Origin of the sequence: Variovorax trehalosi (assembly GCF_051216415.1) — a bacterium.
Classification (GTDB): Bacteria; Pseudomonadota; Gammaproteobacteria; order Burkholderiales; family Burkholderiaceae_C; genus Variovorax.
Genome location: NZ_JBPJZG010000003.1, coordinates 208,097 through 228,347, shown reverse-complemented (window position 1 = coordinate 228,347; position 20,251 = coordinate 208,097). Strand labels below are relative to the sequence as shown.

Here is a 20,251-nt window from a genome sequence, read left to right as displayed (position 1 = left end):
TGATACTTTCAGATTACCCACGACGATGCCGCTGTGAAAAATACCTGTGGGCCGTGGCACACAAAACACATGCGGGAAGTCCGACTGAGAGTTGGATGGAGGCGCGGCCCGGATTCGAACCGGGGTCTGCGGATTTGCAATCCGCTGCATGGTCACTTTGCTACTGCGCCGAGGATTCAGTGAATGAATCAATGAGTGGTGGATCGTCTTCGAGTCGAACGAAGTATTCCGAAGAGGCGGGGTTACAGCCCGCTGCAGTCGCCAGTGCTGCTCACGATCCAGATGCGAGTTGTATGTGGCGTTCCGCAGGGGAGTCGAACCCCTGGCTTCCTCCTGGACAGGGAGGCACTCTAGCCACTGAGTTAGCGGAACGAAGAAAAGAAAAAAGATGTCAGGCCCTCAAGGATTCGAACCTTGGATGCCGGGATCAAAACCCAGTGCCTTGGGCCTCTAGGCGAAGGGCCATCGAACGTTGGAGCCTCGTGTGGGATTCGAACCCACGATCACCGGGATGAAAGCCCGGGGTCCTGACCGCTAGACGAACGAGACGTTGAATAAAAAGGTGGCGCGCACGGAAGGATTCGAACCTTCAACCGCTGGGTTTGGAGTCCAGTGCTCTGCCAGTTGAGCTACACACGCGTGAATGAAAAAAAGAATGGTCTGAGTGGCAGGATTTGAACCTGCAGCCTCCTGCTTCCAAGGCAGGCCGTCTACCAGATTGACACTACACCCAGAGAAAAATCAAACAAGAAAAAGGTTGGTGCCCCAGGGGAGATTCGAACTCCCAGAATTCCGCTTCTAAGGCGGACACGTATGCCGGTTCCGTCACCGGGGCAATGGATGGATGAATGAATGGATGCGCCGCGAACTTTTAATGAACGATCACCAACGCCAAGGCGCGGTGCCATGCAGTGCGATCACTGCGTGTGTGTGTTTGTCGAACGTTGAAAAACGAAAAGGCCCGGAACCTTTCGGTGTCCGGGCCTCTGTGCAAGAGAGCTTGGGAGTTACGCGCCTAAGCGCTTCCTCCACCCGGTGTCACCTGATCCTCATCAACGCAATCCCACAGGTTGGCCTGCGGCGCTTGAATGGAATTCGGGTATTGATTGAGCAGCGGCTGCCACTGCGGCAGCATGCCGAGGCCATCGCACAGCGCGACGCACACGAGCGCACGGCCCGATGCGGGTCGAATGCTGTGGATGCGGATGGCTGCTGCTTTCACGATGGTTCCTGGTCGATGCTGCTGTGTGTGCGTTGTTGAAAACTTTGCGGCCTGAACCGCGAGTGGGTTGGACTGTAAATAGTCTTTACCAAATCGTCAACAACTTCCGTCGATTGTTTTCAACACTGAACTACGGCGCCTTGCGATTGAACAGCGCCTGGTCGAAGCGCAACGTGATCACTTCGGTGTCGTCCGGGTTGCCCGGCACGCGGCCATCTTCGGTCGGGAAGTTCGAATCGATGGCCACCGCCAGCGTGTGCTCGTCCACCACCTCGACGCTCTCGATCGAATCGAAAGGCATGCTGAACTTGCCGTCGGCCACACCGGCCAGCGGACCGCCGATGTCCTTCGGATCGGAGATGTTCAAGAGGTCCACCAACAGCGTCTTCTTGAGCGCGCCATCGACGTCCTTCACGTTCAGGTCGATCATGTACAGCCGCTTGACCACCGCCTTGGCGCCGAACAGGCTGTCGCGTTCGATCAGCACGAAGCGGCTGCCGCCCACATGCGTCATGTCGCCGATCACGATCTGGTTGTCCTTGGCCGGGCCATCCTTCTTGTAGACCAGGTTCTTGCCGGTGTAGAGCATCGCGGCCGGGTCGAACTCGAAGATGTTCAGGTAGCGCTCGTCGTCGGCCACCGGTCGCAGCGAAGCCAGCGACGGTGCGGCTTCGGGCACCGCATAGAGCCGGCTGCGGTCGCCGTTGAACGCAAGGCTCTCGAAGCCGCGGCTCGCCAGCGAGGTGACGCTCGCGCCGTTGTTCATCACCTCGGGGTTCGAAGGACTGCGCAGAAAGGGATGCGGCACGGGGTCGCTCATCAGCGTGCCGTCCTTGTCGAAATGCAGGATGTAGGGGCCGAACTCTTCGCCCACGAAGTAGGTGCCGTCGCTCGCACGTGCGATCGATTCGACATCCAGGTCAAAGCCCGTCAGCAGCCGTCCGTTGAGGATGCGCGCATCCACCGGCTTGCCACTGTCGACCAGGTTGTTGCCCGAGACGGTCTGGTAGTTGGCGAAGTCGGCGGTGATCTTCAGGTCTACGCCCTTGCCGTCCTTCAGGAAACCCTTGGCGTCGTTGAAGTCGACGCGGCTGTTCAGCTTGATCGCGCCCGGTACGCTGGTGCCGTTCGATGCCGTGCGGAAGTCGATGCCGATGTTGTAGATGCCGATCACGAAGTCAGCTGAGTTGCCCTTGCTGCCGTAGCCGTTGTCGGCCATGGCGGTCCAGGTGCCGTCGTCGTTCTTCAGCAGCGCGGAGAAGCCGGGAATCGGCTGGCCGTCGACGAAAGGCGGCGTGACGCCGAGCGCGGCGGTGATGAACTGCCCCGTGGTCGGACCAGGCCAGCGCGCGGTGTCTGAGAGAAATGCCCAGCCGGTCAGCTGATGCGGCAGTCCCGCGCCTTCCTGCGCGGGAGGCGGAGCCGGGGGTACCGGAGCAGGGGCCGGAGCGGGTGCCGGCGGCGGTACCACGAATGGGAACCCACCACCTCCTCCGCCACCACCACCGCATGCGGCGATCACGGTGCAGGCGGCAACCGCCACCAGCCGGCGCTGCCAGATCGAATCGATGAATCCTCGGGTCATGAATGCCCTCCTCGTTGTGTTGAAGCGAAGGCGGCAATCTATAAAGGCGCGGTGACGTACTCATGACGTCTCGATGAAACGTGCAAAGCGCGGCGGGAAGCCGCAAACTCGCAACCCACGCAAACGCCAGCGCATGGAGACCCCGATGCACATCCGCGAACTCGCCACCGGCCTGCAATTCCCCGAAGGCCCGATCGCCATGGACGATGGATCGGTGCTGCTGGTCGAGATCGCGCGCGGCACGCTCACGCGGGTGCGGCACGACGGACTGGTGCAAGTGGTGGCCGACCTGGGCGGCGGCCCGAATGGCGCGGCCATCGGGCCCGATGGCGCGGTCTACGTTTGCAACAACGGCGGCTTCAAATGGCACACAGAGGCCGACGGCTGCCACCGGCCCGTGGGCCAGGCCAAGGACTACTCGGGCGGCCGCATCGAGCGCGTGAATCTGGCCACTGGCCGTGCCGAGCGCCTGTTCAACACAGTCGAAGGCGCTGCACTCTGCGGCCCCAACGACATCGTGTTCGACAGCCACGGCGGCTTCTACTTCACCGACCTGGGCAAGACACGCGAGCGCGACATGGACCGCGGCGGCCTTTTCTACGGCCACAGCGACGGCAGCGCCGCACGCGTGATCGCGCGCCCGGTGATGACGCCGAACGGCATCGCGCTCTCGCCCGATGGCGACACGCTCTACTACGCAGAAACTGAAGGCGCGCGCGTCTGGGCCTTCGACATCACCGCACCGGGCCGCGTGCGCAAGGACGGCTGGCCTTCGCCGCATGGCGGCCGCATGCTGTGCGCCTCACCGGCCGGGCACTACCAGCGCTTCGATTCGATGGCGGTCGATGCGCTCGGCAACCTCTGCGTGGCGACGTTGCTGCACGGCGGCATCAGCATCGTCGCGCCCGATGGCAGCGCGGTCGAGCATGTGCCGCTTCCCGATCGCTACACCACCAACATCTGCTTCGGCGGGCGCGACCGGCGCACGGCCTACGTCACACTCTCGGGCAGCGGACGGTTGATTGCGATCGACGATTGGCCGACGCCCGGCCTCGCACTCAACTACGAAGCCTAGGACACCACCTGGTAGTACAGGTTCTGTGGATGCTTGGCCTGCGCGAAGAAGAACCAGCGCTCGGCCAGCAGCCCCGGCGCCTGCACCAGTACCGCGAGCAGCCACGGCAGCACAGCCGCGCTCGCCACGCCCCACAGCAGCAGCAACGCTGGCAATGCGAAGGCCAGCAGCAGGAAGCCGAGCTTGATGTTCTTCAGCGCAGCGAGCGATGCGCCATGAAAGAACTCGCGCGTGTTGAACGAACCGGCCGACATGCCCATCGATTTCTGCACCAGCTTCTCGGTGCGAATGCCGGTGGCCGACTGCAGCGTCGACTTGTGACGAATGCCCGCGTTGCGCCGCAAGGCCTGCCCGCGTGCAGCCCATGCCGCCAGCGTAGCAACGAGCGCGCACGGCCCGAAGACCTGCACGAAGCGCGCCTCGCCGGCCAGCGCTGCCATCGCACAGGCCAGCACCAGACCCGACGACAACCCGATCAGCGTGAAGTTGACGATGGTGAGCGGATGCGCCCACTCTTCGATGAAGCGAAGGCATGCATAGATCATCGCGGTGCAGTACCAAAGCGCCATCGCGCCGAACAGCACCAACACGGGCAACAGCCACGACCACGGAGCGCCCACGCCGAACTGCAGCGACAACCACCACAGTGCCACCAGCGCGATGAAGCCCGGCAACACGATCACCTCGCGCGACATCCAAGAGGTGCGCCACATCAGTACCGCGCGCCACGCGCGCGTCTTGCGGCCCAGGTGCATGAACGAAGCGGCAAGACCGGCCACGAGCAGCACTTCGGCCAAGCCCAGTGCCAGCGCCAGGAAGCCCGGCGCCATCTCCAGGCCGAACAGCGCGCCGAGCGCGAGCGTGAACACAAGGCCCTGCGCCGCACCGGACAGCGTAGTGAAGAAAAGAATGGAGAACGCGGGATGCATCCGATTACTCTCGCGCGTCCGTCGACTGCGTGATGCGGCGCGGCAGGTACTGGTTCGCCGGGCTGGTCTCCCACTCCGGCATCAACTGGTAGCCGCCGCGTTCGCGAATCGCCTTCGACACCTCGGAGTCCGGGTCCTTCACATCGCCGAAGATCCGCGCGCCCGTCGGGCAGGCCTTCACGCAGGCCGGCTTGCGGTCTTCCTTCGGCAACTGCTCGTCATAGATGCGGTCCACGCACAGCGTGCACTTGGTCATGACCTGGCGTTCTTCATCGAGCTCGCGCGCGCCGTAGGGACAGGCCCACGCGCAGTACTTGCAGCCGATGCACTTGTCGTAGTCGACGAGCACGATGCCATCTTCCTTGCGCTTGTAGCTCGCGCCAGTGGGGCACACGGGCACGCAGGGCGGGTCTTCGCAGTGCAGGCAGCTCTTGGGAAAGTGGATCGTCTCGGTGACCGGGAACGCGCCGGCCTCGTAGGTCTGCACGCGGTTGAAGAAGGTGCCGGTCGGGTTGGCGGCATAGGGCCGCTCATCGGCCAGCGGGCCGGCACTGCCGGAGGTGTTCCATTGCTTGCACGAGGTCACGCAGGCATGGCAGCCGACGCAGACGTTCAGGTCGATGACCAGGGCGAGTTGCTTGGCGAGCGTCTCGCCCTGCTCCGCGCGCAGGCTCGGTTGGGTTTCCGCGAAGCTGGCGCTGGTGGCGCCACCGCCCATCAGGTCCTTGAGCCACTGCATCATTTCTTGCTCCGCCCTGCAAAGTAGGTCAACACACTCGCGGCCCTGCCCAGCACCCCGGGTGGGCTCGGCATGCTCGCCATCTGCGGAAAGCTCTCTTCGGGCTCACCCGGCTCGGCCGGCCGTATGCGCACCCGCACGTCGTACCAACCCGCCTGCCCGGTGATCGGATCGGAATTGCTGATGCGCCCGCTCGCCGTGCCTTCGCACGGCAATTCCTCGCTGATCAGGTGGTTGAGCAGGAAACCCTTGCGTGCCTCGTCCGAACCGGGCGCGAGTTGCCATGCACCATCGGCCTTGCCGATCGCATTCCACGTCCACACCGTGCCGGGCTCGACCGCTTCGCTGTAGCGCAGCATGCAGCGCACCTTGCCCCATTGGCTCTCTACCCAGCACCAGCCGCCATCCGCGATGCCCGCCGCCTCGGCGGTGAGCGGGTTCACATGCAGGTAGTTGTGGCTGTGGATCTGCCTGAGCCACGCGTTCTGCGAATCCCACGAGTGGTACATCGCCATCGGCCGCTGCGTGAGCGCATTGAGGGGATACGCCTCGAGGTCGGTTGCGGCCTCCTCAAGCGGTGGATACCAGAACGGCAGCGGATCGAAGTATTTCTCGATGCGCTCGCGCAGCGCCTCCGGCGGTTGCCGCCCGGGGCTCTTGCCCTGCGCCGCGAGGCGAAAGCTCTGCAGCGTGTCGGAGTAGAGCGCCAGCTGCACCGGGTCGTTGCGCTGGCGCCAGCCCTTGTCCTTCGCGAAGTCGAGGTACTCCCGATTCCAGTTGCGCATGTAGTGCATGGTTTCGGGCATGTGGTACTGGAACACGCAGTTGTTCTCCGCATACGCCTCCCACTGCTTCGGGTTCGGCGCGCCGCGCAAGTGCTCGGTGCCGTCCTTGCCGCGCCAGCCCATGAGAAAGCCGATGCCCGGCTGCGGCTCGAAGTTGACGACGAAGTCCGGGTAGCCCGTGAACTTGCGCCCGCCCTCCGGCGTGGTGAAGGCCGGAAACCTAAGCCGCGACGCCAGCTCGATCAGCACCTCCTGGAAGGGTTTGCACTCCCCGGTCGGCGGCACCACGGGCACGCGCACCGAATCGACCGGCCCGTCGAACTCCGAGATCGGCCGGTCGAGCATGCCCATCACGTCATGCCGTTCGAGGTACGTGGTGTCGGGCAGCACCAGGTCGGCGAAGGCCACGGTCTCGCTCTGAAAGGCGTCGCACACCACGAGGAAGGGAATCATGTGTTCGCCCTTCTCGTCCTTGCGGTTGAGCATCTCGCGCACGCCCATGGTGTTCATGCTCGAATTCCACGCCATGTTGGCCATGAAGATCAGCAGCGTGTCGATGCGATACGGGTCGCCTTTCACCGCGTTGGTGATCACGTTGTGCATGAGCCCGTGTGCCGACAGCGGGTGCTCCCACGAGAACGCGTGATCGATGCGGATCGGCGAGCCGTCGGGGTTGATCGCCAGTTCTTCCGGGTTCGCCGGAAAGCCCAGCGGCGCGGCGTTGAGCGGCGTGTTCGGCTGGATCATGCCGGGGTCGTTGAACGCACGGTAGTTGGGCACGATGTGGCGCGGGTAGGGCGCCTTGTGCCTGAAGCCCCCGGGGGCATCGATGGTGCCCAGCACGCTCATCAGCACCGCGAGCGCGCGCACGGTCTGGAAGCCGTTGGAGTGCGCGGCGAGACCGCGCATCGCGTGGAAGGCCACGGGCCGTGCCTGCGTGGTCGGGTGCTTCTTGCCCCACGCATCGGTCCATGGAATCGGCAGTTCGAAGGCCTGCTGCAGCGCGGTCTCTCCCATCTCTCGCGCGAGCTTGCGGATGCGCGCCGCATCGATGCCGGTGATGCCCTCTGCCCACTCGGGCGTGCAGAGGGCCACGCGCTCGCGCAGCAGCTGGAACGAAGGCGCGACACGTGTGCCGTCGGCCAGTGTGTAGTGCCCTTCGAGCGCCGGGTCGCAACCCTCGGCGATGCCTTCGGGGTATGCAGGCTTCACACTGCCGCTGGTCTTGTCCCACACCAGCTTGTTGTGCGGATTGCGCCCATCGCCCGGCGGGCCGCGCTCGGGATCGAACGCGAACAGCCCTTCGCGCTCGCAGTCGTCCAGCACCACCAGCTGCGGCGCGTTGGTGAAGCGCTTGAGGAACGCATGGTCCACCAGCTCGTTGCCGATGAGCTCGTGCAGCAGCGCCATGAACAGTGCACCATCGGTGCCGGGCTTGATCGGAATCCACTCGTCCGCGATCGCCGAGTAGCCGGTGCGCACCGGGTTGATCGAGATGAAGCGCCCGCCCGCGCGCTTGAACTTGCTGATCGAGATCTTCATCGGATTGCTGTGGTGGTCTTCGGCCGTGCCGATCATCACGAACAGCTTGGCGCGCTCCAGGTCGGGGCCGCCGAACTCCCAGAAGCTGCCGCCGATGGTGTAGATCATTCCCGCGGCCATGTTGACCGAGCAGAAGCCGCCGTGCGCCGCGTAGTTGGGCGTGCCGAACTGGCGCGCGAAGAGGCCGGTGAGCGCCTGCATCTGGTCGCGCCCGGTGAAGAGCGCGAACTTCTTCGGATCGGTCGCGCGGATCTTGCCGAGCCGCTCGGTCAGCATGTCGTAGGCGCGCTCCCAGCTGATGGGCTCGAACTCCCCCGCCCCGCGCTCGCTGCCGGCCTTGCGCAAGAGCGGCTGCGTGATGCGCGCGGGCGATACCTGCTTCATGATCCCCGAGGAGCCCTTGGCGCAGATCACGCCCTGGTTCAGCGGGTGATTGGGGTTGCCGTCGATGTAGCGCACCTCGGGACCTTTTTCCCCTTCGCGCAGGTGCACGCGGATGCCGCAGCGGCACGCGCACATGTAGCAGGTGGTGGTCTTGACCTCGGTGTCCGCCGTGGGCGTCGGCGCGGTGAGCGGATCGTGCACGGGCTCTCGGGACAGGAAACTGAACACTGGCGGTCCTTTGTTTTCAAGCGTGGCAGCGCCGATGTTAGGGAGCCTCCATCAATCGGAAAAGCGGAGAATATCGCTCACCATGACCGGAAAATCAGATCAACAACTGACGCAGCGCCTGCGCCTGAACCTGCGCCAGCTCGAAGTGTTCGTGGCCACCGCGCGGGGCGGCAGCACCCGTGCGGCGGCCGATCGCGTGGCGCGTTCGCAGTCGGCCGCGAGCAGTGCGCTAGCCGACCTGGAGTCGTCCGTGGGCGCGTTGCTGTTCGACCGCATCGGCCGCCGGCTGGTGCTCAACGAAAACGGCCGCGCGCTGCTGCCCAAGGCGCAGGCGCTGCTCGACCAGGCGGGCGAGGTGCAGGCGCTCTTCAGCGGCGAGCATGCAGCGCCGCTGCGCGTGGCAGCGAGCTTCACCATCGGCGAATACCTGCTGCCCGAGCGTGTGTCGCAGTGGACCGCGCTGCATCCGCAGAGCCAGGTGCACCTGCACATCGCGAACACGCGCGACGTGATCGAGGCGGTGGCCGGCTTCGAGGTGGACGTGGGCTTCATCGAAGGCCCGCAGACGCACCCCGACCTCGTGGTGCGTGCATGGCGCGAAGACGAGCTGGTCATCGTCGCCGCACCGGGCCATGCGCTCGCGAACCGCATCGCCACGCACCGGCAGCTCTCGCAGGCCACCTGGGTTCTGAGAGAGCTCGGCTCGGGCACGCGGCAGGTCACCGATGCCTGGCTGATCCAGAACCTGGAGCAGGTGCATGTGGGCTTCGAGCTCGGCAGCACCGAGGCCATCAAGCGCGTGGTGGCCTCGGGCACGGCGCTGGCCTGCCTCTCGCGCTACACAGTGGCGCAGGCGCTGGAAGACGGTCACTTGATCGAGCTGCGCACGCGGCTACCTGCGGGTATGCGACGGCTTGCGACAGTGATGCATCGCGACAAGCTGCTGGGCCGCGCGACGGCCGATTTCCTTCGCCACTGCGGCGCGACGGTGCCGCGCATGCCGGCCGCTCGCTAGCGCGGTCAGGCCGGCCGCGACAACAGGTGCACGTACTCGTACTGCGCCGTGTTGATGGTCGACACGCGGTACTCCACCGGCTTGTCGCCGAAGGTGAGCGCGGTGCGCCGCACCTCCATCACCGGCGCGCCCTGCGCCACGCCGAGGATACGCACCACGCTGCGGTCGGCCGTCATCGCGCGTGCGCGCTCGCGCGCCAGCGTCACGGTGATGCCGAACTCGGTCTGGTAGAGGTGGTAGATGGTGCTTGGCCGCTCGCGAAAGCGCTTCTCGGTCAGGCCCTTGAAGAGCAGCGCCGGCAGCGTGAGCCGGTCGTGGATCACCGCCCTGCCCTGCAGCAGCAGGCGGTTGTCGATCTGGATGGCCGGCTCGCCGGTGCGCAGGCCCAGCGCCTGCGCGGGCTCTTCTTCCATGCGCACGCGCTCGAAGGCGACGAACTCCACCTGCGGTGCCTGCCGCAATCCGTCGCTGCGCTCGACGTGGAAGAACTGGAACATGAAGCGGTCCGCGTTGTGCACCGCAACGAAGGTGCCGCGCCCCTGGCGGCGCACGAGGATGTGCTCGGCCACGAGATCGTCGGTTGCATGGCGCAGCGTGCCGATCGACACGCCCAGCGCCACCGCCAGTTCGCTCTCGCTCGGCAGCGTGCTGCCGGCCGCGCAGCGCCCTGATTCGATCGCGCGCAGCAATGAGCGCTTGACCAGCCGATAGAGCGGCGCACCCGCCGCATCGGCAGGGATCGGTTCGAACACGGACAGGTCGGTCGAGCGTGGCATGGCGCGATTGTTCGGCCACACCCCGATTCATTCAAGTCATCCATATGACCTGTTTGACACCCGGAGACACGCACTCGGACACTGGCCTGGCTGCAAATTCTCAGCGAGTCACAACAGGAGACAACGATGATTCATTTCGTTCTGCACGACGCGAAGGACACGGTCGCGGTCGTGGTGGTGGAAGGCGTGAAAGCCGGCATGTCGCTCACCGGCTGGATCATGGACGAGGACCGGATGACCAGCGTCGATGCGCGCCAGGACATCCCGATCGGCCACAAGGTCGCGCTCAAGGACATGGCCACCGGCGACACGGTGTGGAAGTACGGCATCGACATGGGCAAGGTGGTCGCGCCGATCAAGGCCGGCGAGCACGCGCACGTCCAGAACATCAAGACCAAGCGCTGGTAAGCCCTCGCCCCGCTTCGCAAGCTCCCATCACCCACGAATCCGAAAGCACAGCATGTCCATCATTTCCAAAGACACCACCTTCCTCGGCTACCGCCGCGAAAACGGCCGCGTCGGCGTGCGCAACCACGTCATCATCCTGCCGCTGGACGACCTCTCCAACGCCGCCGCCGAAGCGGTGGCCCACAACATCAAGGGCGCGCTCGCCATTCCGCACCCCTACGGGCGCCTCCAGTTCGGCGCCGACCTGGAGCTGCACTTCCGCACGCTGATCGGCGCGGGCTGCAACCCCAACGTGGCGGCCGTCGTCGTCATCGGCATCGAGGACAGCTGGACGCAGAAAGTGGTCGACGGCATCGCCGCCACGGGCAAGCCGGTGGCCGGCTTCGGCATCGAGGGCCACGGCGACCACGACACCATCCTGCGCGCGAGCAAGGTGGCGCGCGAGTTCGTGCAGAACGCGAGCGAGAAGCGCCGCGAGCCCTGCGGCATCCACGAGCTGTGGGTGTCCACCAAGTGCGGCGAGAGCGACACCACCTCGGGCTGCGGTTCCAACCCCACGGTGGGCAACGCCTTCGACAAGCTCTACGAGACCGGCAACACGCTGGTGTTCGGCGAAACCTCCGAGATCACCGGCGGTGAGCGCATCGTGGCCGACCGTTGCCGCACGCCCGACGTGAAGGAGCGCTTCATGTTCATGTTCAACCGCTACCAGGACATGATCAACCGCCACAAGACGAGCGACCTCTCCGACTCGCAGCCCACCAAGGGCAACATCGCGGGCGGCCTCACGACCATCGAGGAAAAGGCCCTCGGCAACATCCAGAAGATCGGCAAGAAATGCCTGGTCGACGGCGTGCTCGACAAGGCCGAGGTGCCCACCGGCCCGGGCCTGTGGTTCATGGATTCCTCCAGCGCCGCGGCCGAGATGGTGACGCTGTGCGCCGCCTCGGGCTACGCGGTGCACTTCTTCCCCACGGGCCAGGGCAACGTGATCGGCAACCCGATCCTGCCGGTCATCAAGATCTGCGCGAACCCGCGCACCGTGCGCCTCATGAGCGAGCATGTCGACGTGGACACCTCGGGCCTGCTGCAGCGCGAGATGACGCTCGACCAGGCCGGCGACCAGCTGCTCGAATGCATGCTGCGCACCGCCAACGGCCGGCTCACCGCGGCCGAGGCGCTGGGCCACCGCGAGTTCGTGATGACGCGCCTGTACGAATCGGCCTGAGCGCGCCATGAAGCGCATCGTCATTGCGGAGTTCATGGACGCCGCCGCCGTCGCGCAACTGCGCACGCGGCACGACGTCCTCTACGACGTGGCCCTGGTGGAGGACGGCGCCCGCCTGTTCCGCGAAGCCAAGTGGGCCAACGCCCTCATCGTGCGCAACCGCACGCAGGTGCGCGGCGAACTGCTCGATGCGCTGGCCCAGTGCACGGTGGTGGGCCGGCTGGGCGTGGGGCTGGACAACATCGACGTGGCGGGCTGCGAGGCGCGTGGCATCCGCGTGATTCCGGCCACGGGCGCGAATGCGCTGAGCGTGGCGGAGTACGTGATCGCGAGCGCGATGCTGCTGCTGCGCGGCGCCTACGCGTCGACGGCCGATGTCGCCGCAGGCCGATGGCCGCGCAACGCACTCTCGAGCGGGCGCGAACTCTCGGGCAAGACGCTCGGGCTGGTCGGCTTCGGCGCCATCGGGCAACTGACGGCACGGCTCGCGAAGGCACTCGGCATGCGCACCGTGGCCTTCGACGCGATGATGGATGCCGGCCATCCGGCGTTCGCGGAGAACGGCACGCAGCCGCTCAGCCTCGATGAACTGGTGGCGCAGGCCGACGTGGTGAGCCTGCACGTGCCGCTGGTCGATGGCACGCGCAACCTGTTCAGCGCCGCGCGCATCGCCGCGATGAAAGGCGGCGCCGTGTTGATCAACACCTCGCGCGGCGGCATCGTCGACGAGGCCACGGTGGCGCTCGCGCTGCGCGAAGGCCGGCTTGGCGGCGCGGCGCTCGATGTGTTCGATGCCGAACCGCTCGCGGCCAGCGCGCACTTCGAAGGCTGTCCCAACCTGCTGCTGACACCGCACATCGCGGGCGTCACGGGCGAATCGAACGAGCGCGTGAGCAGCCTGATCGCGCAGAAGGTGCTGGAGGCCCTCGAATCATGACGATGTTGAGTCTTCAGGAAGCGCGGCAGGTCGTGGCCGAGACCCTGCGTGCAGCCGGCGCCAACGAAGCGATGGCCGCGGCCACGGCACGCGCGCTGGTTCTGGCCGAAGCACAAGGCTTGGGCTCGCACGGCCTCGGCCGCGTCGCCCAGTACGCCACGCACCTTCGCAACGGCCGCGTCAACGGCGATGCGGTGCCCACGCTGCGCCGCCAGAAAGGCGCCGCCGCGCTCATCGACGCGCACGAGGGCCTCGCCTTCGCCGCCTGCGAGATGGCGGTGGCCGAAGCCATCGGCCGCGCGCGCGACTTCGGCATCGCCATCGCAGGCGTGACCGACAGCCATCACTGCGGCGTGGTGGTCGATCACCTGCGCGCGGTGGCCGATGCGGGCATGGTCGGCCTGGGCTTTGCGAACTCGCCGGCTGCGATGCCTGCGGCGGGCGGGCGGCACCCCATCTTCGGCACCAACCCGGTGGCGGCGGTGTTTCCCCGTCGCGGCGCGCTGCCGTTGATGATCGACCTGAGCCTTTCCGAAGTGGCACGCGGCAAGGTCATGGTTGCGGCCAAGCAGGGCAAGCCGATCCCAATCGGCTGGGCTGTCGACCGCGATGGTCAGCCCACCACCGACGCGCAGGCCGCGCTCGAAGGTTCGATGCTGCCGATCGGCGCCGCGAGCAGCCCCAAGGGCGCGATGCTGGCGCTAGTGGTCGAACTGCTGGTCACTGCGCTCATCGGCGCGCAGTTCGGCTTCGAGGCTTCGAGCTTCTTCGAGGATGCGGGCAACCGGCCGCGCATCGGCCAGGCCTTCATCGTCATCGACCCCGGTGCGCTCGCGGGGTCGGCCAGCTACCTGGACCGCGTCGAGGTGCTGGTGGCCGAGATGCTGCGCGACGACGGCGTGCGCCTGCCCGGCGCTCGGCGCGAAGACCTGCGAAGGCGCGCGGAGGCCGAGGGTATCGAGGTGCCCGATGCGCTGCTCGCGCAGTGGCGACGGTAGACCCCAATAGGCGCCGCAGAGCGCCGATTCCCCCGAACACAACAACAGGAGACAACACGATGAAACGACGTGAATGGATGCAAGGCGCCGCCGTCCTGGCGGCAACCGGCTCGCTGGGCATGCCGATGCTTGCGAGAGCACAAGGCGGCGACTATCCGAAGCCAGATGCCACGCTGCGCTACGTGGTGCCGTTCCCGGCAGGTGGCCTCACCGACGTGATGGCGCGCCAGATCGGCCAGCAGCTCGGCGAGCGCTGGAAGGTCAGCGTGCTGGTGGACAACCGCCCCGGCGGCAACGGCCAGATCGGTGCCGACCTCGTGGCCAAGGCGCCGCCCGACGGCAACACGCTGCTGGCGATCACGCTCACGCATGCGGCCAACGTGACGCTGTTCCCGAAGTCGCCCTTCAACTTCCAGAAAGACCTTCGACCGGTCGCGCTGATCGCCGGCAGCCCGATGCTGATCGTGGTGCCCGTGGCCAGCCCGATCCAGGACCTCAAGGGCCTGATCGCCGCCGCGAAGGAGCGCAAGCTCAACGCCGGCTCCAGTGGCAGCGGCACGCCGCCGCACCTGACGCTCGCGCTCTTCAACGACCTGAACAAGTCCGCGATCCAGCACGTGCCCTACAAGGGCGGTGCGCCCTGCATGACCGACCTGATCGGCGGACAGCTCGACGTGGTGTTCTCCAACATCCCTGAATCGATCCCGCACGTGAAGGGCGGCAAGCTGCGCGCGCTCGCCATCGCGAGCAAGGCGCGCTACCCGCTGCTGCCCGACGTGCCGACGACGGCCGAGGCCGGCATGCCGACGCTGCAGGTGGAGAACTGGACGGGAATGATGGCGCCGGCCGGCATGCCCGACGCGGCGGTGCAGAAGCTGGGCGCGGAAGTGATGAAGATCCTCGCGCAACCCGGCCTGGAAGAGCGCATGCGCCAGCAGGGGTTCGTGATCGATGCGCGCGGGCCGGACCGCTTTGCGCCTTTTCTTGCCGAGGAGATTGCGCGCTGGGCGCATGTCATCAAGGCGGCGGATATCCAGCCGAGCTAGTGTGCTGTCCCGCAGTTGCCGCCGATCGGTTGGCCGGCGAAAGCCTTCTCGACAAAGGGTGTCGAATCCGGCAGCGAGCCGAAGATGGTCCCCGAGTGGTCGAGCTCGGGGTACAGATGCCATTCGACGCGGCTTCCCGCCTTGCAGGCAGCGCTCGCCAGCCGGGCTTGGGAAGCGGGCGGCGTTGTCACGTCCTTGCCTCCGACGCCCATGAAAATCGGGAAATCGGTCTTGAGGGTTGGATAGGCCATGAGTCCCTCCATCAGCTTGCCGAATGCGAGGCCATCATCGGCTTGCCGCTTGAAGCTGTTGTCGTAGGTCAGCCGATCCGCGGTGATCTTCTCCACCACCGCCGGGAAACAGGCCGTGCGCGCCAGGTCAAACGCCGGCATGGCTTTGTCGGTGAAGTAGTCTTGCGGCGACGACCTGGGAGCGGTGGCAAGCAGCCCATGGGCGAACTGCAGGACAAAGCCCAGGAGCGGGCTGACCTGGTCGGACTTCGCCGTGATCGAATCCACGCGCGGCTGCGGGGTTCCCGTCGCGACGAGACCGACGACCTCGAGTTCCGGAGCGTACGTTCCGGCATGGCTTGCAGCGGCAAAAGCGGCGGCGCCACCCTGGGACTGTCCGAACAGGAGCACGCGCCTGGCGATGGGAAAGTCGCCGTTCTGGACGGCGCGAATACTGTCCAGCACCGAATAGGCTTCCGGGCGCGCCGCTGAATAGGGGTACACGCCCGGCGTGCCGAGCCCCTGGTAGTCCGTGGCGACGATCGCATAGCCCCGGTTCAGCCAGTGGCTGAGGTATCGGATGTCTCTTTCGCCGGGCCCGGCCCAGGATGGCGCGCAAACATCGGCAATGCCGACGGTGCCGTGGGTCCATGCCATGAGCGGCCAGCCACCCTTGGGCGGCGTTCCCTTGGGAATGAACAGTGCGCCCGATACCGCGATGAGGGAACGCCCATCGAGACCATCGGTCGAACTGTAGAGAACACGCGTGCTGCTGCCAGCCTCAGCCAGTGCGGCACGGCCGGTCAACGGCTCGCTGCGCAGCAGTTTTCCGGGTCCGCCGGATATCTGCTCCGTGAATGAATAGAAGGCAGATACACCGCCATCGCCAGCGCCCTTGGGCAGTTCTGCCGCGACGTCGGTCGCCATGCCGGCGAACGCGAGCATGCCCGCGGTACAGGCGTACTTCCAATGCATGACCATGCTGCGCCTCCTCTCGATTGAACATCGGCGCAGTCTTGCAAGAAGTCCATCGCATGGATAGGTGCCAAAAGTCACCTGGCGATGCGCCCACCCCGCGATCCCGATTCCTCAGGCAAGTACCTTGGCGGTGTGCCGCGCGATGACCGCCTCTTCGTCGGTGCGCAGCATCCATGCGCTCACGGGACTCTCGGGCGTCGTGAGCCGCGCATGGCCCGCGGCGTTGGCAGCCACATCGACATTCACGCCGAGCCAGTCGCATTCTTCGAGGATGCGCTCGCGCAACGCGCTCGCGTTCTCGCCGATGCCGCCGGTGAAGATCACCGCATCGACACCGCGCAGCGCGGCGGCGAGGCTGCCCATGTGCTGCACGACCTGCTCGATGAAATGCGCGATGGCTTCGGCAGCTTCCGGAGCGGCGGAGGCTTCGAGCTCGCGCATGTCGCTCGACACGCCCGAGAGGCCCAGCAGCCCCGACTCGCGGAACAGCAGCGTCTCGACCTGTTCCGCCGACATGCCGTGCGAGCGCATGAGGTACAGCACGACCGCCGCATCGAGGTGTCCGCAGCGTGTGCCCATGGTGAGGCCATCGAGCGGCGAAAAGCTCATCGTCGTCGCGACCGATCGGCCCTGCGCCATCGCGCACATCGAGGCTCCGTTGCCCAGGTGCGCGACGATCACGCGCTTGTCCGCCAGTTCGGGCGCGAGGCGCGTGAACTGCGCAACGATCGATTCGTACGAGAGCCCGTGGAACCCGTAGCGCCGCACGCCCGCATCGTGCAGCGCACGCGGCAGCGCGAAGCGGCGGTTGACCTCGGTCTGCGTCGAATGGAAAGCGGTGTCGAAGCACGCCACCTGCGGCACGCCGTCGAAAGCCTTCATCGCGGCGCGCACGCCTGCCAGGTTGTGCGGCTGATGCAACGGCGCGAGCGGTTCTAGCGCAGCCAGCTCGGCGAGCACCGCATCGTCGATGCGCACCGGCGCCACGAAGTTCACGCCGCCATGCACGATGCGATGACCGACCGCAGCGATGCGATCGCCACCGCCTTGCTGCGCATGCCATTCGAGCAGCGCCGCGAGCGCGCCCTGGTGCGAGCGATGCTCCCCATCGAGCACCGCGTCATGCAGCGTGCGACCCTCTGCATCGCGTATGCGCAGCCGCGCCTTCAGCCCGGCGCCGAGACCATCGGCCTGCCCCGACCAGCGCGCGGCCGGCAGCGCCGCGCCGTCGCCGGCCGCATCGAACAACGCAACCTTGATCGACGACGACCCGGCGTTCAGCGTGAGCAGCGATTCGGTCAGACGTAGTCCTTGTACTTGTCCAGGAAGCGCACCGGCTTCGACAGCGCGTCGCGGCGGAACGGATCGCCCAGCTCGCGGGTGCACATGATCTCGATCACGCAAGTCTTGCCTTCGTTCATCTGCATGTCGATGGCCTTCTTGAGCGCGGGGCCCACGTCTTCGAGCTTGTCGACCACGATGCCCTCGGCGCCCATCGCCTTGGCGATGCCTGCGAAGCTCTCGCTCTCGAGCTCGCCCGCGACGAAGCGGCGATTGTAGAAGTCGACCTGATTCTTCTTCTCTGCCCCCCACTGGCGGTTGTGGAAGACCACGGCGGTCACCGGAATGTCGTGGCGCACGGCCGTCATGATTTCGCTCATGCTCATGCCCCAGGCACCATCGCCGGCATAGGCCACGGCCGGGCGGTCAGGCGCGGCGCACTTGGCGCCGATCATGGTGGGCAGCGAGTAGCCGCAGTTGCCGAAGCTCATCGGCGCGAAGAAGCTGCGCGGCTCCTCGAAGCGCAGGTAGCTGTTGGCAATGGCGTTGATGTTGCCGATGTCGGTGGAGACCATCACGCGCGGCGGCATGGCCTTTTCCAGCTCGCGCAGCACCTGGCGCGGGTGCAGGTAGCTGCCGCCGGTGGGCGTCTTCTCGCCCTTGGCCTCTTCGATCGCGTCGAGGCTGAACTGATCGCGCTCGTGGGTCCACTCGTCGAGCTCTTTTTCCCACGCGGCCTTCTCGGCCTTGATCTTCTCGGCGCGCTCGGCCTTCGTGGCGTCGCAGGCGAGCGTCTTGCCTTGCAGGCGCTTGAGCAGTTCCTTGGCGGTGGCCTTCGCGTCGCCGTGGATGCCAACGGTGATCTTCTTCACCAGCCCGAGGTTGGTGTGGTCGGCCTCGACCTGGATGATCTTCGCGTCCTTCGGCCAGTAGTCCATGCCGTGCTGCGGCAGCGTGCCGAACGGGCCCATGCGCGAACCGAGCGCGAGCACCACGTCGGCCTGCGCGATCAGCTTCATCGCGGCCTTCGAGCCTTGATAGCCGAGCGGGCCGGCCGACAGCGGATGGCTCGCGGGGAAGGAGTCGTTGCGCAGGTAGCCGTTGGCGACCGGTGCGCCAAGGCGCTCGGCCAGGGCCTTGCATTCCTCGACCGCATCACCCATCACCACACCGCCGCCGGAGAGGATCACCGGGAACTTGGCCGAGGCCAGCAGTTCGACCGCGGCGTTCAGGCTGTTCTCGCCGCCCGCGCCGCGCTCCACGCGCATCGGCTTCGGAATCTCGACGGTGATCTCGCCGTAGAAGTAGTCGCGCGGAATGTTCAGCTGCGTCGGGCCCATCTCGGAGATGGCACGGTCGAAGCAGCGTGCCGTGTACTCGGCCATGCGCTTGGGGTTGTTCACATGGCCCTGGTACTTGGTGAACTCCTGGAACATCGGCAGCTGGTTGGCCTCCTGGAAGCCGCCCAGGCCCATGCCCATGGTGCCGGTCTCGGGCGTGATCATCACGACCGGGCTGTGCGCCCAGTAGGCGGCCGCGATGGCCGTCACACAGTTGCTGATGCCGGGCCCGTTCTGGCCGATCACGAGGCCGTGGCGGCCCGAGACGCGCGCATAGCCGTCGGCCATGTGCGCGCCGCCCTGCTCGTGCACCACCGGAATCAGACGGATGCCGGCGGGCGCGAAGATGTCCATCGCATCCATGAAGGCCGATCCCATGATGCCGAAGATGTCGGTCACGCCGTTGGCGACCATGGTCTCGACGAAGGCCTCGGAGGGCGTCATCTTCTGCACGCCGGTGACGGCTTCGCGGGCGGACGTGGCGGGTTTCTTCTGGCTCATGGAAGCGTCTCCTGATGGAAATGAGGCGGGATCGGGCGGGATACTAAAACTCGAAAGTCGGAACCGCTTGTTCCGAATTTCTTTCCGGCGGAATATAGGCCGGCAAGACTCCGACGTCAAACAATTTACAAAAATCGGTACGCCTTGTCTTGTTTTTTGTAAAACAACTATGATCCGCCACATGAAGATCGTCAAAGGCCTCACACCGGAAGTTGCCGAACCGGCGGGCGACACGCCCACCATGCGCCTCTTCGGGCTGCTCGAAGTCATGGCCGCCAAAGACCAGCGCTACTCGCTGCAGGGCCTGGTCGAAGAGACCGGCCTGCCCAAGCCCACGCTGCACCGCATGCTGCAGCAGCTCGAAGGCGCGGGGCTGTTGCAACGCGAGGGCGACGGGCGCCACTACGGCATCGGCACGCGGCTTCGGCGCCTGTCGGAGAACCTGCTTTTCAACGACAGCCTGCACGGCGCGCGCCACACGGTGCTGCGCCAATTGGTCGAAGAAATCGGCGAGAGCTGCAACCTCACCTCGCTCTCTGGCAGCGAGGTCGTGTACCTGGACCGCGTGGAAACCGCCGCGCCGCTGCGCTTCTACCTGCATCCGGGCTCGCGCGTGCCGGTGCACTGCTCGGCCAGCGGCAAGATCTTTCTTTCGCAGATGAGCGCGGCGCAGCGCCGCCGGCTGCTCTCCAATGCGCCGCTCGAAACGTACACCGCCAAGACGCTGACCGATCCCGAGGCGCTCGAGAAGGAAGTGCTGCGTGTGCGCAAGGACGGCTTTGCGATCGACAACGAAGAGTTCCTGCCCGGCCTGCTGTGCATCGCCGCGCTGGTGCCTTCGGGGGACGAGGCACCGTCAAACCTCTGCATCGCGGTGCAGGCGCCGATCATGCGGCTCGATGCGGCGAAGGCGAAGACGCTGCTGCCCGCGCTGCAACGCGCCGCGCTTGCGTTGAGCCGCATCGACATCGACGCGGGCAGTGACCGCGCCACGGCCTGACCCCTCACGTTCTTCAGAAAGCCC

Annotated in this window: 17 protein-coding genes and 7 tRNA genes; 8 read left to right on the top strand and 16 right to left on the bottom strand. The window is 66.1% G+C overall.

Going from position 1 to position 20,251, the window contains the following annotated elements; all coding sequences use genetic code 11:
• Window positions 1-96: 96 nt before the first annotated feature.
• The 9 genes from ACSFA7_RS13070 to ACSFA7_RS13030 all read right to left on the bottom strand — a co-directional run bounded on the left by ACSFA7_RS13070 (window position 97) and on the right by ACSFA7_RS13030 (window position 2,807).
• Window positions 97-170, bottom strand: a tRNA-Cys gene (locus ACSFA7_RS13070).
• A 126-nt stretch (window positions 171-296) separates the two neighbouring features.
• Window positions 297-372, bottom strand: a tRNA-Asp gene (locus ACSFA7_RS13065).
• Between the two features lie 20 nt (window positions 373-392).
• Window positions 393-464, bottom strand: a tRNA-Gln gene (locus ACSFA7_RS13060).
• A gap of 9 nt (window positions 465-473) precedes the next feature.
• A tRNA-Glu gene (locus ACSFA7_RS13055) sits at window positions 474-549 on the bottom strand.
• Window positions 550-563: 14 nt separating this feature from the next.
• Window positions 564-639, bottom strand: a tRNA-Trp gene (locus tag ACSFA7_RS13050).
• 17 nt (window positions 640-656) lie between these two features.
• Window positions 657-734: transfer RNA gene (locus ACSFA7_RS13045), tRNA-Pro, on the bottom strand.
• Window positions 735-758: 24 nt separating this feature from the next.
• Window positions 759-835 (bottom strand) — tRNA-Leu (locus tag ACSFA7_RS13040).
• Between the two features lie 180 nt (window positions 836-1,015).
• A complete protein-coding gene (locus ACSFA7_RS13035) occupies window positions 1,016-1,222 on the bottom strand; it encodes a hypothetical protein (protein WP_435499755.1) in 207 nt (68 codons plus the stop codon).
• A gap of 130 nt (window positions 1,223-1,352) precedes the next feature.
• Window positions 1,353-2,807: an esterase-like activity of phytase family protein gene (locus ACSFA7_RS13030; RefSeq protein WP_435499754.1), complete on the bottom strand. Its 1,455-nt coding sequence runs from the start codon at window positions 2,805-2,807 to the stop codon at window positions 1,353-1,355.
• A gap of 145 nt (window positions 2,808-2,952) precedes the next feature.
• On the opposite strand from ACSFA7_RS13030, the gene ACSFA7_RS13025 reads away from it, so the two are divergent.
• Window positions 2,953-3,882, top strand: coding sequence for an SMP-30/gluconolactonase/LRE family protein (locus ACSFA7_RS13025; RefSeq protein ID WP_435499753.1), 930 nt, complete (start codon window positions 2,953-2,955; stop codon window positions 3,880-3,882).
• Here the strand turns inward: ACSFA7_RS13025 and ACSFA7_RS13020 are convergent.
• Genes ACSFA7_RS13020 through ACSFA7_RS13010 form a run of 3 tightly spaced genes read right to left on the bottom strand, consistent with a single transcriptional unit; the run spans window position 3,879 to window position 8,489 of the window.
• The gene (locus ACSFA7_RS13020) at window positions 3,879-4,811 is read right to left on the bottom strand and encodes a dimethyl sulfoxide reductase anchor subunit family protein (RefSeq protein ID WP_435499752.1); all 933 of its coding nucleotides are present in this window, start codon (window positions 4,809-4,811) and stop codon (window positions 3,879-3,881) included. The two genes, ACSFA7_RS13025 and ACSFA7_RS13020, sit on opposite strands and share 4 nt — an antisense overlap.
• A 4-nt stretch (window positions 4,812-4,815) precedes the next feature.
• A complete protein-coding gene (locus tag ACSFA7_RS13015) occupies window positions 4,816-5,553 on the bottom strand; it encodes a 4Fe-4S dicluster domain-containing protein (protein ID WP_435499751.1) in 738 nt (245 codons plus the stop codon).
• Entirely contained in the window at window positions 5,550-8,489 is a 2,940-nt protein-coding gene (locus tag ACSFA7_RS13010) for a molybdopterin oxidoreductase family protein (RefSeq protein WP_435499750.1), read from the bottom strand. The genes ACSFA7_RS13015 and ACSFA7_RS13010 overlap by 4 nt, the downstream gene beginning before the upstream one ends.
• 82 nt (window positions 8,490-8,571) lie before the next feature.
• On the opposite strand from ACSFA7_RS13010, the gene ACSFA7_RS13005 reads away from it, so the two are divergent.
• Window positions 8,572-9,504 (top strand): LysR family transcriptional regulator, encoded by a 933-nt coding sequence (locus ACSFA7_RS13005; RefSeq protein ID WP_435499749.1) that lies wholly within the window; start codon window positions 8,572-8,574, stop codon window positions 9,502-9,504.
• 5 nt (window positions 9,505-9,509) lie between these two features.
• Here ACSFA7_RS13005 and ACSFA7_RS13000 read toward each other — a convergent pair whose 3' ends face one another.
• Window positions 9,510-10,280: a GntR family transcriptional regulator gene (locus ACSFA7_RS13000; RefSeq protein WP_435499748.1), complete on the bottom strand. Its 771-nt coding sequence runs from the start codon at window positions 10,278-10,280 to the stop codon at window positions 9,510-9,512.
• 126 nt (window positions 10,281-10,406) lie between these two features.
• Between ACSFA7_RS13000 and ACSFA7_RS12995 the strand changes: the two genes are divergently transcribed.
• Genes ACSFA7_RS12995 through ACSFA7_RS12975 form a run of 5 tightly spaced genes read left to right on the top strand, consistent with a single transcriptional unit; the run spans window position 10,407 to window position 14,897 of the window.
• On the top strand, window positions 10,407-10,688 hold the full coding sequence (locus ACSFA7_RS12995; protein WP_093238744.1) for a UxaA family hydrolase: 282 nt from the start codon (window positions 10,407-10,409) through the stop codon (window positions 10,686-10,688).
• Window positions 10,689-10,740: 52 nt separating this feature from the next.
• Window positions 10,741-11,916 carry a UxaA family hydrolase gene (locus tag ACSFA7_RS12990; protein WP_093437190.1) on the top strand — a complete coding sequence of 392 codons (1,176 nt, stop codon included), beginning with the start codon at window positions 10,741-10,743 and terminating at the stop codon, window positions 11,914-11,916.
• Between the two features lie 7 nt (window positions 11,917-11,923).
• Window positions 11,924-12,853 (top strand): hydroxyacid dehydrogenase, encoded by a 930-nt coding sequence (locus tag ACSFA7_RS12985; RefSeq protein WP_435499747.1) that lies wholly within the window; start codon window positions 11,924-11,926, stop codon window positions 12,851-12,853.
• Complete coding sequence (locus ACSFA7_RS12980; protein ID WP_435499746.1) at window positions 12,850-13,851, top strand: Ldh family oxidoreductase; 1,002 nt, start codon at window positions 12,850-12,852, stop codon at window positions 13,849-13,851. The genes ACSFA7_RS12985 and ACSFA7_RS12980 overlap by 4 nt, the downstream gene beginning before the upstream one ends.
• 59 nt (window positions 13,852-13,910) lie before the next feature.
• On the top strand, window positions 13,911-14,897 hold the full coding sequence (locus ACSFA7_RS12975) for a Bug family tripartite tricarboxylate transporter substrate binding protein (RefSeq protein WP_435499745.1): 987 nt from the start codon (window positions 13,911-13,913) through the stop codon (window positions 14,895-14,897).
• On the opposite strand, the gene ACSFA7_RS12970 is transcribed toward ACSFA7_RS12975, so the two are convergent.
• From ACSFA7_RS12970 to xsc, 3 genes are all read right to left on the bottom strand, one after another.
• Complete coding sequence (locus ACSFA7_RS12970) at window positions 14,894-16,108, bottom strand: lipase family protein (RefSeq protein WP_435499744.1); 1,215 nt, start codon at window positions 16,106-16,108, stop codon at window positions 14,894-14,896. The two genes, ACSFA7_RS12975 and ACSFA7_RS12970, sit on opposite strands and share 4 nt — an antisense overlap.
• A gap of 108 nt (window positions 16,109-16,216) precedes the next feature.
• A complete protein-coding gene (locus tag ACSFA7_RS12965; protein ID WP_435500218.1) occupies window positions 16,217-17,407 on the bottom strand; it encodes an acetate/propionate family kinase in 1,191 nt (396 codons plus the stop codon).
• Window positions 17,404-19,227 carry a sulfoacetaldehyde acetyltransferase gene (gene xsc, locus ACSFA7_RS12960; protein ID WP_435499743.1) on the bottom strand — a complete coding sequence of 608 codons (1,824 nt, stop codon included), beginning with the start codon at window positions 19,225-19,227 and terminating at the stop codon, window positions 17,404-17,406. The genes ACSFA7_RS12965 and xsc overlap by 4 nt, the downstream gene beginning before the upstream one ends.
• A 169-nt stretch (window positions 19,228-19,396) precedes the next feature.
• On the opposite strand from xsc, the gene ACSFA7_RS12955 reads away from it, so the two are divergent.
• Entirely contained in the window at window positions 19,397-20,227 is an 831-nt protein-coding gene (locus ACSFA7_RS12955; RefSeq protein ID WP_435499742.1) for an IclR family transcriptional regulator, read from the top strand.
• The last annotated feature ends 24 nt before the right edge of the window (window positions 20,228-20,251 follow it).

Excerpts from the sequence above, each read along its gene's own strand:
- ACSFA7_RS13030 (WP_435499754.1), bottom strand. The coding sequence starts at position 2,807 with ATGACCCGAGGATTCATCGATTCGATCTGGCAGCGCCGGCTGGTGGCG.
- ACSFA7_RS12970 (WP_435499744.1), bottom strand. The coding sequence starts at position 16,108 with ATGGTCATGCATTGGAAGTACGCCTGTACCGCGGGCATGCTCGCGTTC.
- ACSFA7_RS12990 (WP_093437190.1), top strand. The coding sequence starts at position 10,741 with ATGTCCATCATTTCCAAAGACACCACCTTCCTCGGCTACCGCCGCGAA.
- xsc (WP_435499743.1), bottom strand. The coding sequence starts at position 19,227 with ATGAGCCAGAAGAAACCCGCCACGTCCGCCCGCGAAGCCGTCACCGGC.
- ACSFA7_RS13020 (WP_435499752.1), bottom strand. The coding sequence starts at position 4,811 with ATGCATCCCGCGTTCTCCATTCTTTTCTTCACTACGCTGTCCGGTGCG.
- ACSFA7_RS13000 (WP_435499748.1), bottom strand. The coding sequence starts at position 10,280 with ATGCCACGCTCGACCGACCTGTCCGTGTTCGAACCGATCCCTGCCGAT.
- ACSFA7_RS13025 (WP_435499753.1), top strand. The coding sequence starts at position 2,953 with ATGCACATCCGCGAACTCGCCACCGGCCTGCAATTCCCCGAAGGCCCG.
- ACSFA7_RS12995 (WP_093238744.1), top strand. The coding sequence starts at position 10,407 with ATGATTCATTTCGTTCTGCACGACGCGAAGGACACGGTCGCGGTCGTG.
- ACSFA7_RS13005 (WP_435499749.1), top strand. The coding sequence starts at position 8,572 with ATGACCGGAAAATCAGATCAACAACTGACGCAGCGCCTGCGCCTGAAC.
- ACSFA7_RS12985 (WP_435499747.1), top strand. The coding sequence starts at position 11,924 with ATGAAGCGCATCGTCATTGCGGAGTTCATGGACGCCGCCGCCGTCGCG.
- ACSFA7_RS12955 (WP_435499742.1), top strand. The coding sequence starts at position 19,397 with ATGATCCGCCACATGAAGATCGTCAAAGGCCTCACACCGGAAGTTGCC.
- ACSFA7_RS12975 (WP_435499745.1), top strand. The coding sequence starts at position 13,911 with ATGAAACGACGTGAATGGATGCAAGGCGCCGCCGTCCTGGCGGCAACC.
- ACSFA7_RS13015 (WP_435499751.1), bottom strand. The coding sequence starts at position 5,553 with ATGATGCAGTGGCTCAAGGACCTGATGGGCGGTGGCGCCACCAGCGCC.
- ACSFA7_RS12980 (WP_435499746.1), top strand. The coding sequence starts at position 12,850 with ATGACGATGTTGAGTCTTCAGGAAGCGCGGCAGGTCGTGGCCGAGACC.